Here is a 14522-nt window from a genome sequence, read left to right as displayed (position 1 = left end):
GAGATAGGGCTTCGGGCGATGCCTATAGTGTTGCAGGTGATAGCACTGCAGGTGATAGCACCACGTGGGTAGATGTCACGTGGATAGCCCCCACGCGAGCACATGCCACGCAGATATAGCTCACCCGTAGGGGTAAGCTTACCCGTGGTTCGCCCATGGGGTATCTGACTGCGTATCTGGCTGCAACGCCCTCCATCCCGATGTGCCCGCGTCAGACACGGGGCGGGTGGAAGATATCGTCGGCCTGAAGTGAAGAGAGGTGCATAGATCGTAGGCTGTACTTGGCCCGTACGTGCCAGAAGCGATCGGGCTGTGCAAGTATCGTGAGTACGAACTTGTCGAGCACGAGCACCGCATCATCGGGGCCGTCGGCGTCGTGGTCGCAGGTGCACTGTAGAGCGAGCGGGATGTCGTGCCCGGTCTCGTGCATGTCCGGCGGTATCGCGTCGTGGTCGATGCAGAAGCGGGCGGCTTCAGCAGAACGCGTATCGCCCTGGTGCGCGTCGTGCTGCGCTGCGGACCGAGAACCGGCCGCACGGGCCGCCTGCATGGCTGCGTGATGCGGACACACGTGGGGCCCTTCGCTGTGATGCGCGCAGGGCGACGCTATGCCAGTTGCAATGTATCCGACAACCGCCTGCCAGCCCCCAAGCGGCCCTACCAGTAGCATCGACGCAATCAGTACCAGCACGCCAAAGCGCGGCAGCACAGATTCATCTGCATGGAAACGGTGCGGGGTCAGCATAAGCACAAAGGCTACTTGCAACTACACACAGCCGTACCTACTGCATTGGATTCAGTTCACAGTTCTGCGAAAATCTATCTTCGCCCGCCTCTTTTTTGCCTATACGGTTGCCTACACAAAGCGGCAGCGCAGGCGTGCAAACGTGTAAACGAAGAGCAGCCCCCACTACGTAGCGGAGGCTGCTCTTGGTGGTGCATGGTGCGGCAAAAAAACCAGGGGATGCTACAGTCCTTTCAGACGTGCCGACACATTTGCGACGCGGCGCCCCAGATTACGGGCCGAAAGCAGCTCGTCTTCTACCGGCTGGCGCGAGCCGTCGCCACCGGCGAGTGTAGTCGGACCGTATGGCGTGCCGCCAACGCCCTCGGTGGTCAGAATATGCGGATTTTCGCCGTAGGGCAGCCCCACGAAGATCATTCCCAGGTGCAAGAGCGGCACCAGGCTTGTCAGGATGGTCGTCTCCTGCCCGCCGTGGATTGTGGCGGTCGATGTAAACATCGCGGTGGCTTTGCCTTCAAGCTCGCCATTCTGCCAGAGCGCGCCTGTCGTGTCGATAAACTGCTTCATCTGCGCGGTCATGTTACCGTAGCGCGTAGGCGAGCCCCAGATGATGCCGTCGGCCCAGCGCAGGTCGTCGTGTGTCGCTTCAGGATGCTCGCTTATTGCCTCCTGTGCCTGCACGTAGGCATCCTGGCCGCTCATCGCCTGGCGAGCGCTTTCCAGCTCTGGAATGCGTCGCAGACGCACGTCCGTGTCGTCGACACCCTCGGCGCCCTCGGCCACGGCCTGCGCCATCTGGTAGGTGTGTCCGTACGATGAGTAAAACGGGATAAGAACGTTGGTAGCCATAGTGGAATCAGTGTATCTGTGTAAAAAATAAGGATGCGAGGGCATGTAGCTCTCGCAAAGGTGATTATGCAACCGGCGTGGTTGCGGGTTCAATAGGAGCAAGGTTGGCTTCAATCGATGCGCGGTCGGGCTCCAGCGCCGGGGGCAGGGTCACTTTGTCGGCATCGGCCTCGTCGACCGAAAACGCGGCTCCGGTGTCCGTCGCAATCTCGATCAAGATGCCGCCCGGCACCCGCACGTAGATTGACGTGAAGTAGTGGCGGTCGATAATAGGCGACACGTTGAGTCCGGCCTGCGCGATGCGCTCGCGCCACGCTGCGATCGTGTCTTCATTCGGGGTGCGGAGCGCCACGTGGTGCACGCCGCCACGTCCGAGCCAGCCGCGGGGCGCATCCGTCGTTTCGATAACGTGCAGCTCCGCTGCGGATCCGCCTTCGCCGATCGAAAACACCCGGGCGGTTTCAGGGGGATGCGGAACGGAAGCCTCCCCGTCGGTGCTATCGGCGCGAACGGTGTAGGCCCGTTCGTCGCGCAACCCGAACACCTCGGTCAGCACATCGCGCGTGCCCGCTGTGGCGTCAACCGTAATCTCGACCGGACCCAGCCCCTGTATTGCGTACTTCGTATCCACGGGGGCCTGTTTCCAGGGCGTGGTATCTGGAACGCGGTCTATGTCGGCGCTGTCGTCGACCAGGTGAAGCGTCTGGTCTTCCTGGTCGTAGAAGGTAATGGCGGCGCGCCCCGCCCGCTGGTGTATGGGTGTGCGGCGCACCCCGACGGCGTCGAAGTGCGTTGCCCATGCCTGCAGTGCCTCCTGCCCACGCACCCGCAGCGAGGTACCTGTAATCAGACCCGACCCTGGGCGCTGCTCACGGGCCTGTGCAATGTCAAAGAATGTAAGATCGGTACCCGGGGTGCCGTGCGCATCCGCATAAAACAGATGATACGACGACGTATCGTCTTGATTCACCGTCTTTGCCACAAGCCGCAGGCCCAGGGTCTGGGTGTAAAACTGAACGTTGTAGCTGGCCCGCGTCGTGATGGCCGATACGTGGTGGATCCCTTTGAGCGTAAGGTCAGAAGCCATGAGAATGCAGAAGGTTTAGCAGAAGGTGTAGGAGTACAGGTCGTAGTTGGTAGCTGCCTGGCGAGCCAAGCGACCAGCGAGACAAGTACGTAGCGCTACGAGCGTGCAGCTGAATCGCGCAGGCGGCGAAGTAGTCTGAAGAGCGTTTCTTTCTCGTAGATTGAGAGATCGCTCATCAGCGTCTGAATCATGACGGCGTGCTCCGGGAACACCTGCTCAATGCGATCGCGTCCGTCGTCGGTAAGCCGAACGATCTGGATGCGGCGATCGTCGTCGTCAGCCCGACGCGTAACGAGCCCCTCCTCTTCCAGCTTGTCGAGCACGTAGGTCATGCTGCCGCTGGTTAATAGCACGCGCTCGCCCACCTCGCCCACCGGTAGGGGCCCCTTGTGCAACAGCACTTCGAGCACGGCAAACTCTTTCATGGTCAGGTCATGTACCTCCACCTGGCGGCGCAGCGGCGCGTCGACAGCATGTTGCGCACGGTTCAGCGCAATCCACACTTGAAGGGCCCGGCGGCGATCACGGTCCATACGGCATATCAGCTTGTTTGTATATGTTTATCTTGAGACCAAGATAATTAATCAGTGTGGACTGTACCGTTCCTTGCGCGACGACTTTGTTGCAGGTATGCTGTTTTCTCTGATCCTATTTCTCGTCAGCCAAGCGTCGCTGTTTCTGTGCCCTAAAAGTGTGAACGAAACGTAAAAAGATCGGTACCGTAGCAAATATTACGTAGTTGTTTGACCATTCTCCAAGTGCATGTCCGAGCCGACCAATCCTCCTCTGGTGCCTGAGTCTCAGATTGAGCGTGTAGCGCGGCGCCTTAAGATTATGGGCGACCCCGTGCGGCTGCAGCTGCTGAACCTGCTTCGCGTACATGGGGAAATGAACGTGCAGGAGCTCGTCGATACCTCAGGGCAGCGGCAGGCGAATGTGAGCAAGCATCTGGGCATTCTGATGCGCGAGGGCCTCGTATCGCGCCGCAAGGAAGGCGTGAAGGCCTTCTATTCGCTCGACGATCCCAGCCTGCCCGGCATCTGCGTCCTGGTAACGAACCAGTTGGGGACTGGCAACGCAACCTCTACCTGACATCCATCTAACGTGCATGTCTGTCATGGATACACTTGAACTGCGGCGCTGGCTGGGGGTGCTCTTCGTGGCAGGGTGCCTGTTACTGGGGTATCCTCTACTTACCGTGTACAGCGTACCTGCAACTGTAGGTGGTATTCCTGTACTGTACGCGGTGATCTTTGCAATCTGGGCTCTGCTCATTGGAACCAGCGCGTGGATGCTTCGCCGCCCGTCTGTCTCGCGCACGCCGACCGAACCTGCTGAGTCAGATGCCCCTCGCAGGTAGCATATGGACCCTACCCTGATTCTGCTTATTGCCGCCGCTTATCTCGGGCTACTCTTTGCGATCGCCTATTATGGCGATGAGCGCGCCGAGCACGGGCGCAGTCTCGTCAACAATCCCTATATCTACGCCCTCTCACTTGCCGTATACTGCACGGCCTGGACATTCTACGGAAGCGTAGGCTACGCGGCCACCGACGGCATCAACTTCCTGCCGATCTACATCGGCCCCACGCTCATTGCCATTCTGTGGTGGGTCGTGATGCGCAAGATCGTCCGCATCAGTGCACATGAGCGCATCACCTCGATTGCAGACTTCATCGGGGCGCGCTACGGCAAGAGTGCGCTACTGGCAGGTGTGGTAACGGTTGTTGCCGTGCTCGGCGTGGTGCCGTACATTGCGGTGCAGCTCAAAGCCATCTCGACCAGCTTCAGCGCGCTTACCGCCCCCCTTGATGCAGCCAACGCCACGTATCCCCCTGTACTTCGAGATACGGCGTTCTACGCAGCCCTTGCACTGGCGGTGTTTACCATCCTCTTCGGCACGCGCCATCTCGACGTAACGGAGCGCCACGAGGGACTGGTTGTTGCGATTGCGTTTGAGTCGGTCGTGAAGCTGGTGGCGTTTTTGGCGGTGGGGCTGTTCGTCACGTTTGGCCTCTACAACGGCATTGGCGATCTCTTCCGGCAGGGCGCTGCTGTAGCCGAGATAGAGGCACTGTATACTGTCGACGGAGCATCGGGCGCATGGGCCGACTGGATGTGGCTTACTGGCCTGTCGATGCTCGCGGTGCTTTTCTTGCCCCGGCAGTTTCAGGTTACGGTGGTTGAGAACGTCAACGAAGACCATCTGCGCAAGGCGGCCTGGCTCTTTCCGCTCTACCTGCTGCTTATCAACATTTTTGTGCTGCCTATCGCGGTTGCCGGGCTCTTGCATTTCGGGGATGCCACTCATGCCGATATGTTTGTCCTCGCCTTGCCATACGCCGAGGGGCACTCGGCCCTTGCCCTCCTGGCGTTTATTGGCGGGCTATCAGCCGCTACCGGAATGGTCATCGTAGCGGCCACAGCCCTCAGCACCATGATCTGCAACGACTTGGTGGTGCCTCTCCTGCTGCGCACACCGGGCCTGAACCTGGTCGAACGCACCCGCCTCACGGGCGTGATTCTGGGCATCCGACGTGTAGCGATCGTCGTCGTTATCCTGATGGGCTATCTGTACCTACGTGGCCTCGGCAATGCGCCCTCTCTTGTGGCGATCGGGCTCATCTCGTTTGCAGCAATCGCGCAGTTCGCTCCGGCGATACTCGGAGGCATCTTCTGGAAACGCAGCACTCGCGCCGGTGCGCTGGCTGGACTGCTGGCCGGTGTAGCCGTGTGGGGGTACACCCTGCCGCTGCCGCTGCTGTCAGACTCGGGCTGGCTGCCCGCTTCGTTTATCACCGACGGTCCCTTCGGCATTGCCGCGCTGCGCCCGTACGCCCTGCTGGGACTGGATGCTCTCAATCCGGTGCCACATACGCTGTTCTGGACGCTGCTGGTTAATGGCGGTCTCTACGTAGTGGTATCGCTTGCTACGCATCCTACTATGATGGAGCAGAGCCAGGCCACCCGCTTTGTCGACGTCTTTCACTATACCGATCCCCGTGAGTCGGCGGCCCCCTGGCGCGGCACCGCTCCTGTCGGCGACCTGCATGCGCTGTTGCGACGCTTTCTTGGCTGGCGTGCGGCCGAGCGGGCGCTTCATGCCTACCGTACCCGGCATGGACTCGAAACACTTCCCGAGACCGCCGACGAAGAGCTGGTCGACTACGTGGAAACACTTCTCGCCGGCGCAATTGGAGCGGCCAGTGCACAGGCTGTGGTGCGATCGGTGGCACAGGCCAAGCCGTTGCATATCAGTGAAGTCATGGAGATTCTCGATGAGGCCCAGCAGGTCATAGCCTACAGCCGCGAGCTGGAGCGCAAAAAAACGGAACTCGAAGCCGCTACCGACGAGCTGCGGGCGGCCAACCAAAAGCTCAAGGAGATCGACCAGCTCAAGGACGACTTTGTGTCGACGGTGTCGCACGAGCTGCGCACGCCGCTCACCGCCATTCGGGCCATCTCCGAGATCATGCATCAGACGCCCAGCCTAACGCCCGAACAGCAACAGTCGTTTGCCTCCACCATTATGCGCGAAACCGAACGGCTTACCCGGCTCGTAAACCAGGTGCTCGACCTGCAGCGCCTCGACGCCGCCCCCAACCTCAACCGAGCTCCGCATGACCTGCGTACGGTTGTGCGCAACGCCCTTAATGCGGTCCGCCCACAGTTTCAGCAACAAGGCATTGCGCTTCACGTCACCGTACCCGACGATCCGTGTCTGACCTCAATCGATGACGACCGCGTCACGCAGGTGCTGCTCAACCTGCTCTCGAACGCCGCCAAGTATAGCGCTGAGACCGATGCACGCGTCACCGTGCAGGCAACGCGCGATGCAGACACCGTTAGCGTAGCAGTTTCCGACAACGGCCCGGGCATTCCGGACGACCAGCAAGACGCGATCTTCGAGAAGTTCAGACAGGCCCGCAACCGCGTTGGCCCGCAGGCCGGTAGCGGACTCGGCCTTGCCATCGCCCGCCAGATTGTGCGTCAGCACGACGGTACCCTCACGGTTCGAAGCACGCCCGGACAGGGTGCCACCTTTACCGTATGCTTGCCCCGTTACGTGCCGGCCAGTGCAGCTGCTTCTGTTTCCACGACTTCTGCCTCTTAGTGCCTCTGCCTCATCCCCCGACTGCATTATGCCCCACGTACTGATCGTTGAAGACGAACCCAGCATCGTTACCCCGCTGCGTTTCCTGATGGAACAAGAGGGCTGCTCGGTACAGGTTATCGACGACGGAGCGCACGTTATGGATGCTCTCGACCAGCAGCTTCCCGATCTGGTTCTGCTCGACGTGATGCTGCCGTCACGTAACGGATATGACCTGTGCAACGCAATCCGGCAGCGCCCCGATGGGAACGACCTCGCCATCATTATGCTTACGGTAAAAGGACGTGAGGTTGACATCCAAAAAGGCTATGCGATGGGGGCCGATGCCTACATCACAAAGCCGTTTGCCGTAGCCGATGTCGTAGCCACAGCCCGGAAGCACCTGCCTGATGCGTAGCACTGGATCGAGTCCTGCACGATCTGACCCAAGAGGGGGCCTAACTTTACAGACGTGCATATCAACCGCCGTAGAGACATAGGCCGTACGGGCATAGGCATATAGAGATAGTCAGGTAGTCAGATAAACAGATAGGCAGATGACCCTCTCGTTTCGCTTTATTTTCTGGGTTTAGATGGATGCGTAGCTATGACGCCCTGGCAGCACGCTCTTCTCAATGCGATAGACGCCCCGGCCTTTGTGTGCGATGCAGACGCGCTGCTGGTGGCCTGGAATACCGATGCCACCCGAACGCTGAGCGGTGCCCTAAGCGTTTCATCTCCATCCCCGTCTTCTTCCTCATCATCCGCCGACGCCACGCCACGTCATTTCCAACTGCGCGGGGCCTCGTTGCTCGAATGCGTAAGTGCAGCCTCTTGGAAACAGCTCAAGGAAACCTCGACCTCCGAGTCGAACGCAGTCATTACCCAGATTAACGGGAGTCCCCGACGCCTACGTGCCCGCAAACTCACCGTAGACGAGACCGTCTACTGGCTTATCCGGTGCGAGGCGCCCACGGCCGTAGAAGCTATGCCTGCAGACGACCTCCTGCGCCGCCTCATTGAAGCAGTGCGCACGCCCCTCGCAAGTATTCGAGCGGCTATCGAAACCATGAAGCAATATCCGGGCATGGGAGCCGATGCCGCCTCCCAGTTCACCGATGTCATCGCCAGCCAGAGCGTCCGGCTTAGCGAACTCATCGAAACGACCGAGCACACGTACACCACGATCTACCAGCGGCGGCGCGCCCTCGAACCGATTGAGGGCGCGGCCTTGCTTGCCTGGACGCGCGACACCCTGCGTGACGTACTTGACATTCCCGTGGCTGCCGATGACGTAACAGGCGGCGCTCCGGTACGCATCGCCCCGCAGATGCTGCGCCAGGGCATCGCTTTTGTGGGAGACCGATTCGCCAACGCGACGCGAGGCGAAGCGCTTCGGGTGCGCCTCCACACTGCTAATGCACACACTGCCAGCGGCGTTGTGCTGCTCGACCTCTGCGCCGAAGGGGGCCATACGGTTACGGAGACCCGGCTTGATACCTGGAAGCAAAAGGTCATCCCGTGGCGCACCTCTATGATGCAGTTAACCCTTCAAGCGCTACTCGACCAGCACAACGCCCAGCTATGGGTTGAAGAGAACGAGCGGGGCTCCCTTCTCCGATTTGCATTTCCGCAGTCGCCCGCTTCCGAAAATGTGGAGGTGTAGCCTGTTTGTTTAGGTGCCTATACGCTTCCGAGCGTTGTTTCTCCCGCCAATAGACGAGGCATGAGTCCTCCATAGGTGGGCGCATACACCTGCGGGGACTTCCCGACACTATGCCTTCGAAAAAAATCAACACTTCCCTTGACAGCGTCTTCGCTATTGATTACGTTTCGGTAAATAATATTGCGAAGCGCTTCCATTATGCGCACTAAAGCAGGGTTTAGGAAGCGCGTGGGCCCCTTTTATTACTGGGCAGTAATCATTAAGTCGTTCGAGTAAATCGTTCAGAAAACGTACTTCTACCTACTATGAGTGAGCAATCTTCGCAAGTAACGGCAGCCTACTCGGGGCGCGACGACATGTACCCGCCCTCTGATGCTTTTCAGAAAAAAGCGCATATCGGCTCTATGGCCGAGTACGAAGCGATGTACAAGCGCTCCATTGAGGACCCGGAAGGCTTCTGGGGCGAGTGTGCCGACCGGATTGACTGGTTTGAGCCCTACGACACGGTCAAAGATGTCTCTTACGAGCCAGGTGACGTGCACATCAGCTGGTACGAAGGCGGTGTCACCAATGCCTGCTACAACGCCATCGACCGCCATGTGGAGGCCGGCAAGGGAGATCAAACCGCTATCATCTTTGAGCCAAACGATCCTGCCACCGACGATCCAGAGCATATCACGTACAACGACCTTCAGGAGCGTGTGGCAACGTTTGCCAACATCCTGAAGTCGCACGGCGTAGAGAAGGGCGACCGCGTCACGATCTATCTGCCTATGATCCCGGAAGCGGCCTATGCGATGCTGGCCTGTGCCCGCATCGGAGCGCCGCACTCGGTCGTGTTTGCCGGTTTCTCGCCCGACGCGCTCGCCGACCGCATCCAGGACTGTGAATCCCACTACCTCATCACGGCTGACGAGGGCAAACGTGGCACCAAGCGCGTTCCTCTCAAAGACAATGCCGACAGGGCGCTGGAGCAGTGCCCCGATGTAACGCACACGCTGGTCGTGCAGAACACAGGCGGTGATATCGACTGGGACGACGACCGCGACGTGTGGTATCACGAAGCGCTCGAAACGGTCGATGCTGACTGTCCCTGCGAGCCGATGGACGCGGAAGACCCGCTTTTCATTCTGTACACGTCGGGGTCGACCGGTAAGCCCAAAGGGGTACTCCACACGACCGCCGGATATCTCGTGTACACGAGCATGACCCACGAGTACGTCTTCGACCTGCACGAGGACGATGTCTTCTGGTGCACTGCCGACGTGGGGTGGATTACCGGCCACAGCTACATGGTCTACGGGCCGCTCATCAACGGAGGCACGCAGGTGTTCTTCGAAGGCACGCCCACTTATCCCGATGCCTCACGCCTGTGGAATGTCGTTGACAAGCACGACGTGAGCATCTTCTACACTGCGCCAACCGCCATTCGCGCGCTGATGCGCCAGGGTAAGGAGCATGTCGAAAAAACCCGTCGCGAATCGCTGCGCGTGCTGGGCACCGTAGGGGAACCCATCAATCCAGAGGCCTGGCGCTGGTACTACAACGTCGTGGGCAACGGTAATTGCCCTATTGTGGATACGTGGTGGCAGACCGAAACCGGCGGGATTATGCTAACCGGGCTGCCCGGCGCTGTCCCGCAGAAGCCCGGCTCAGCCGCAAAACCGTTCTTCGGTGTCCAGCCGCAGGTGCTTGACGCTGCCGGCAACGAACTCGAAGGCGCCTGCGAGGGCCTGCTCGTTATCAACGACTCGTGGCCCGGGCAGATGCGCACGGTGTACCGCAACCACGAGCGCTTTGAGAACACATACTTCTCGCAGTATGCCGGCAAGTACTACACCGGCGACGGCTGCCGACGCGACGAAGACGGCTACTACTGGATTACCGGCCGGGTCGACGATGTGCTCAACGTAAGCGGACATCGCATTGGCACTGCCGAGCTTGAAAGCGCGCTTGTAGCGCACGACTCGGTTGCCGAAGCCGCTGTGGTTGGCTATCCGCACGAGGTGAAAGGACAGGGCATCTACGCGTACGTTACTCTCATCAAGACCGAGGACCCGTCAGACGAGCTGCGCGGCGAACTGGTGCAGTATGTACGCAGTCAGATCGGCCCCATCGCCACGCCCGACCACATCCAGTTTACGGCGTCGCTGCCTAAGACGCGCTCAGGCAAGATTATGCGGCGCATCATCCGCAAGGTGGCCTCGCAGGAGTTTGATGACCTGGGAGATACCAGTACGCTCGCCGATCCTGATGTGGTGGAAGATCTCATCGAGAAGCGAAAAAGCGTGGATGTAAGTGGCGCACGCTAACACACGCCTGCACATGGGTATAGGGAGGAGCTTAGGGGATGCGTGCATCCGGCTTGTATCGGGCACATGTCGCGCATCCGCTCTCCCCCAAACCACCGAACGCCCAGCCGCGGGATGGAGCCCGGACTGAGCGCTCGAAAACCAACCATCGATAGTCCTGCAGGATGGAGCCCCGCACGCTGTCGATGACATAACAGATTACGGACCTGATACGCGCCCAAGCGCTGCCGCTTTTCTGCGCCCCACCAGATGGAGCTGGGGGGCGCCGGGCAGCGCACTGATATCGTAGCGTACCAGCCCTTCTGCACATGTACGCCCAATGACCTGCTGACTTGATCTATCAACACTGCCATGAAGCATACACAGAAATACCGAACGTCTGCTCTTTGGGGCAGTTTCTGCGCGTTTCTACTTCTTGCCACAGGATTAATATGGGCCCCTCCTGAGGCCAACGCGCAGTCGTTTGACCTGAGTGGGTTTGTGAAGTCAGAATATCTCTACGACTCGCGGCAAGTTGTAGCCGCCCGGGAAGGCGGCCTCCACCTCTACCCTGCTCCAGAGTCCGAGGCGACCGACGTCAGTAATCTCGGCTCGTTCCAGTTCTTTTCACGGATGCGCCTCGGCATTGGCGACCTGCCCGATGCGATGGGGGCCGAGGTATCCGGTTACTTTGAGTCGGACTTCTTCGGGGCCTCTGATGCCAACGTAAGCACCTTTCGCCTGCGCCGCGCTTTTGCCAAGATGACCTGGGACGACCGCGAGGTCCTCTTCGGGCAAGAATGGTCGCCCCTCTTTACCCTCGCTTCGTTTCCGCGTACCATTGCAACAGCCACCGGTGCGCCCTTTCAGCCGTTTGCGCGCCAACCTCAGATCCGCTTCACCTACAAGCCCGGTGCTTTCCACCTGATCGGCATTACCGCCTGGCAGCGCGATGCCTTTAGCGACATCCCTTTTGACGGAGTCTCAGGCATCAAACAGCAGCAGCAGGCGGCCATTCCGGCCCTGCATGGACACGCCCAGTACCATGGCGACAACGTAATGATAGGCGGCGGCGCTTACTTCAAAGCGCTGCGCCCGATCATCACCGAAGATCGCTTCTATACCGGGGCCGGCCAGGTGTACACCACCATCACAACCGAGCCGGCTACCATCCGCGCCAAGGCCACCTATGGCGCCAGCCTGTCTGACCACCTGATGACCGGTGGCTATGTCTATAACAACTTTCGTGAGGAGTTTTATCCGCTCGACGTTCTCTCAACCTGGATCGACATTGACGGCACCGGCACCCTCGCGCCCGGTCTGTTTGCTGGCTACCTCACCAATGAAGGCAGCCGCGACGAGGTAGGTGTGCCGGATACGCTTGAAGAAGCAGCTCGTGGATCAAACATCGACTACGTGTGGCGCCTGGCCCCGCGTCTGTCGGTCAACTACGACGCCCTCCGCTTTGCCTTTGAACTGGAAGTGACGTCTGCCAAATACACCGGAAATCTCGACGCCAACTACAAGCCCAACGCCGTCAGCGGCGAAGACCCGGTCACGAACGTCCGCGGCAATTTCTCGGTGTTTCTTTCTTTCTAACAAGCTATTCCTGCGAGGCGTTTTGCGCCTCTCTGTTGTACTCCCCGCTGTACGCACCCCCGCATACACTCTGCTGACTAACACCGCATCCGACCATGGCTAACAACGCTCCTGAGATAGATCGCGAAACATACTGGCGCACGCTCATGCGGCGCACGCTCATCCTGCTCACAGTCTGGTTTATTACCGGATATGTAATGAGCATATTTCTTGCTGAACCACTTAACAACATTGACTTTGGAGGGATTCCTTTTGGCTTCTGGATGGCTCAACAAGGAAGTATCTTCGTCTTCGTAAGCCTGGTGCTTATCTACGCAATTGCTACCGGACAGCTCGACCAGCAGGCCGGTGTCGAAGAAGATGACGACAGCACAGCCGCCCCTGGCGCAGCCCACTAAGCTTCCAAGCCGCATTCTCTCCTTGTTTAAATAAACGATCTCGTATCCATGAGCATTCTTGGTTGGACTACATTCTGGGTCGTCGTGACCTTCTCTTTATATATCGGTATCGCCATCTGGAGCCGCGTTACCAGCACCAAAGGCTTCTACGTAGCCGGGCAGGGCGTACCGACGCTTGCAAACGGTATGGCCGTTGGTGCAGACTGGATGAGCGCTGCCAGCTTTATTTCAATGGCTGGCCTCGTGTCCTTTATGGGATTCGACGGCTCGGTCTACCTGATGGGCTGGACGGGGGGCTACGTGCTCCTCGCAATCCTTCTGGCGCCGTTTCTCCGTAAGTTTGGCGAGTACACCGTGCCCGACTTTGTAGGAAAGCGCTACTACTCGAACTACGCACGCGTTATCGCAGCCATCGCGGCTATCTTTGTGTCGTTCACCTATGTGGCCGGGCAGATGCGTGGCGTAGGTGTGGTGTTCAGCCGCTTCCTCGGCGAACTCGTTGAGCCGTTGGCCGCGGGCATGGGGGTTGAGGTAATCACGATCGGCGTAGTTATTGGTATGGCCATCGTAGCTACGTACGCCGTACTTGGCGGCATGAAAGGCATTACCTACACACAGGTCGCCCAGTACTGCGTGCTCATCGTAGCGTACACCATCCCGGCTGTCGCTATTGGCTTCTCGCTCACTGGCAGCCCCATTCCACATATAGCTATTGGCGAGGTGCTTCCGCAACTTGACGGACTGCAGCAGGAGCTGGGGCTGGATATGTACAGCGGGCCCTTTGCGAATTTATCGATGCTCAATGTGTTTGCGATCACCTTTGTGCTGATGGCCGGAACGGCCGGGCTTCCACACGTTATCGTGCGCTTTTACACGGTTAAGACGGTGAAGAGCGCGCGCTGGTCGGCGCTCTGGGCTATCGTTTTCATCGCCATCCTGTACACGATTGCGCCTGCCGTAGCCATGTTCTCACGCTACGAGATCCTGCAGTCGTTCTCTGAGCTCGGTGCCATGGGAATGCTCGAAAGCCCACGCACCAGCTGGATTCAGACCTGGGCGGCTACCGGGCTCATCGAAACCAGTCAGTGGAGCGAAGGCATGTCGGCAAACGCGCTGCTCGATACGATCGACCGGGATATCATTGTGCTTGCTACCCCCGAGATTGCCAACCTTTCGCCCTGGGTCGTAGGTCTTGTTGCTGCAGGAGGACTCGCTGCTGCGCTCTCTACCGCGTCTGGTCTTATGCTGGTGATTAGCTCTTCGCTTGCACACGACGTGTACGGTGAGATCATCAACCCCGAAGCCTCCGAACAGAAGCGCCTGCGTGTAGGGCGCTTCATTATCTTCGTCGCGATCATCGGCGCTGGGCTCCTTGGGATCTATCCGCTTGGCTTCGTCGCAGAGGTAGTCGCCTTTGCCTTCGGACTCGCTGCAGCCAGTTTCTTCCCGATTCTTGTGCTGGGTATCTTCTGGAAGCGATGCAATAAAGAAGGAGCCATTGCAGGGATCGTGACAGGCCTCAGCTTCACGTTCATCATGATCATCATGATGCGGGCCCACGTTGCCCTTGCCGAGTTTGGCGTTACAGAGCCTGTGTTCGAAACCTTCCTTGGCATCAATGCACAAGGGATTGGTCTTGTGGGCATGATCCTCAACTTTGTCGTGACCTACTTCGTCACGATCAACACCGAGGAGCCCCCACAGGAAGTTCAGGACCTGGTTGAGCAGATTCGCTACCCGCGTACGCTAACTGCCAAGGAACTTGGCGAAGCGGCACAGTCTGACAGCTAAACG

At 59.1% G+C, this 14522-nt stretch carries 13 protein-coding genes; 9 read left to right on the top strand and 4 right to left on the bottom strand.

The window, feature by feature from the left end:
- Positions 1-211: 211 nt before the first annotated feature.
- From ACZ48V_RS05100 to ACZ48V_RS05085, 4 genes are all read right to left on the bottom strand, one after another.
- The gene (locus ACZ48V_RS05100; RefSeq protein WP_464542221.1) at positions 212-745 is read right to left on the bottom strand and encodes a hypothetical protein; all 534 of its coding nucleotides are present in this window, start codon (positions 743-745) and stop codon (positions 212-214) included.
- Positions 746-967: 222 nt separating this feature from the next.
- Entirely contained in the window at positions 968-1594 is a 627-nt protein-coding gene (wrbA, locus tag ACZ48V_RS05095; RefSeq protein ID WP_353561789.1) for an NAD(P)H:quinone oxidoreductase, read from the bottom strand.
- Between the two features lie 64 nt (positions 1595-1658).
- Positions 1659-2681 (bottom strand): VOC family protein, encoded by a 1023-nt coding sequence (locus ACZ48V_RS05090; protein WP_464542219.1) that lies wholly within the window; start codon positions 2679-2681, stop codon positions 1659-1661.
- Positions 2682-2776: 95 nt separating this feature from the next.
- Complete coding sequence (locus tag ACZ48V_RS05085; protein WP_464542217.1) at positions 2777-3214, bottom strand: MarR family winged helix-turn-helix transcriptional regulator; 438 nt, start codon at positions 3212-3214, stop codon at positions 2777-2779.
- A gap of 229 nt (positions 3215-3443) precedes the next feature.
- On the opposite strand from ACZ48V_RS05085, the gene ACZ48V_RS05080 reads away from it, so the two are divergent.
- From ACZ48V_RS05080 to ACZ48V_RS05040, 9 genes are all read left to right on the top strand, one after another.
- A complete protein-coding gene (locus ACZ48V_RS05080; protein ID WP_464542215.1) occupies positions 3444-3773 on the top strand; it encodes an ArsR/SmtB family transcription factor in 330 nt (109 codons plus the stop codon).
- 25 nt (positions 3774-3798) lie between these two features.
- A complete protein-coding gene (locus ACZ48V_RS05075; protein WP_464542213.1) occupies positions 3799-4041 on the top strand; it encodes a hypothetical protein in 243 nt (80 codons plus the stop codon).
- A gap of 3 nt (positions 4042-4044) precedes the next feature.
- Positions 4045-6795, top strand: coding sequence for an ATP-binding protein (locus ACZ48V_RS05070; protein WP_464542211.1), 2751 nt, complete (start codon positions 4045-4047; stop codon positions 6793-6795).
- Between the two features lie 28 nt (positions 6796-6823).
- On the top strand, positions 6824-7192 hold the full coding sequence (locus tag ACZ48V_RS05065; RefSeq protein WP_464542209.1) for a response regulator transcription factor: 369 nt from the start codon (positions 6824-6826) through the stop codon (positions 7190-7192).
- A 189-nt stretch (positions 7193-7381) separates the two neighbouring features.
- Positions 7382-8440 carry a sensor histidine kinase family protein gene (locus ACZ48V_RS05060; RefSeq protein ID WP_464542207.1) on the top strand — a complete coding sequence of 353 codons (1059 nt, stop codon included), beginning with the start codon at positions 7382-7384 and terminating at the stop codon, positions 8438-8440.
- 305 nt (positions 8441-8745) lie between these two features.
- A complete protein-coding gene (gene acs / locus ACZ48V_RS05055; RefSeq protein ID WP_464542205.1) occupies positions 8746-10752 on the top strand; it encodes an acetate--CoA ligase in 2007 nt (668 codons plus the stop codon).
- Positions 10753-11103: 351 nt separating this feature from the next.
- Positions 11104-12330 carry a hypothetical protein gene (locus ACZ48V_RS05050; protein ID WP_464542203.1) on the top strand — a complete coding sequence of 409 codons (1227 nt, stop codon included), beginning with the start codon at positions 11104-11106 and terminating at the stop codon, positions 12328-12330.
- A gap of 95 nt (positions 12331-12425) precedes the next feature.
- On the top strand, positions 12426-12728 hold the full coding sequence (locus ACZ48V_RS05045) for a DUF4212 domain-containing protein (RefSeq protein WP_464542201.1): 303 nt from the start codon (positions 12426-12428) through the stop codon (positions 12726-12728).
- Positions 12729-12776: 48 nt separating this feature from the next.
- Positions 12777-14519: a sodium:solute symporter family protein gene (locus tag ACZ48V_RS05040; RefSeq protein ID WP_464542199.1), complete on the top strand. Its 1743-nt coding sequence runs from the start codon at positions 12777-12779 to the stop codon at positions 14517-14519.
- Positions 14520-14522 lie beyond the last annotated feature (3 nt).

The sequence above is a fragment of the Longimonas haloalkaliphila genome (assembly GCF_055379825.1).
This window is presented reverse-complemented; position numbering and strand designations above follow the sequence as displayed.

What these genes read in the sequence shown, in the direction of transcription:
- ACZ48V_RS05100 (WP_464542221.1), bottom strand. Translation starts at nt 745, where the DNA reads ATGCTGACCCCGCACCGTTTCCATGCAGATGAATCTGTGCTGCCGCGC.
- wrbA (WP_353561789.1), bottom strand. Translation starts at nt 1,594, where the DNA reads ATGGCTACCAACGTTCTTATCCCGTTTTACTCATCGTACGGACACACC.
- ACZ48V_RS05090 (WP_464542219.1), bottom strand. Translation starts at nt 2,681, where the DNA reads ATGGCTTCTGACCTTACGCTCAAAGGGATCCACCACGTATCGGCCATC.
- ACZ48V_RS05085 (WP_464542217.1), bottom strand. Translation starts at nt 3,214, where the DNA reads ATGGACCGTGATCGCCGCCGGGCCCTTCAAGTGTGGATTGCGCTGAAC.
- ACZ48V_RS05080 (WP_464542215.1), top strand. Translation starts at nt 3,444, where the DNA reads ATGTCCGAGCCGACCAATCCTCCTCTGGTGCCTGAGTCTCAGATTGAG.
- ACZ48V_RS05075 (WP_464542213.1), top strand. Translation starts at nt 3,799, where the DNA reads ATGGATACACTTGAACTGCGGCGCTGGCTGGGGGTGCTCTTCGTGGCA.
- ACZ48V_RS05070 (WP_464542211.1), top strand. Translation starts at nt 4,045, where the DNA reads ATGGACCCTACCCTGATTCTGCTTATTGCCGCCGCTTATCTCGGGCTA.
- ACZ48V_RS05065 (WP_464542209.1), top strand. Translation starts at nt 6,824, where the DNA reads ATGCCCCACGTACTGATCGTTGAAGACGAACCCAGCATCGTTACCCCG.
- ACZ48V_RS05060 (WP_464542207.1), top strand. Translation starts at nt 7,382, where the DNA reads ATGACGCCCTGGCAGCACGCTCTTCTCAATGCGATAGACGCCCCGGCC.
- acs (WP_464542205.1), top strand. Translation starts at nt 8,746, where the DNA reads ATGAGTGAGCAATCTTCGCAAGTAACGGCAGCCTACTCGGGGCGCGAC.
- ACZ48V_RS05050 (WP_464542203.1), top strand. Translation starts at nt 11,104, where the DNA reads ATGAAGCATACACAGAAATACCGAACGTCTGCTCTTTGGGGCAGTTTC.
- ACZ48V_RS05045 (WP_464542201.1), top strand. Translation starts at nt 12,426, where the DNA reads ATGGCTAACAACGCTCCTGAGATAGATCGCGAAACATACTGGCGCACG.
- ACZ48V_RS05040 (WP_464542199.1), top strand. Translation starts at nt 12,777, where the DNA reads ATGAGCATTCTTGGTTGGACTACATTCTGGGTCGTCGTGACCTTCTCT.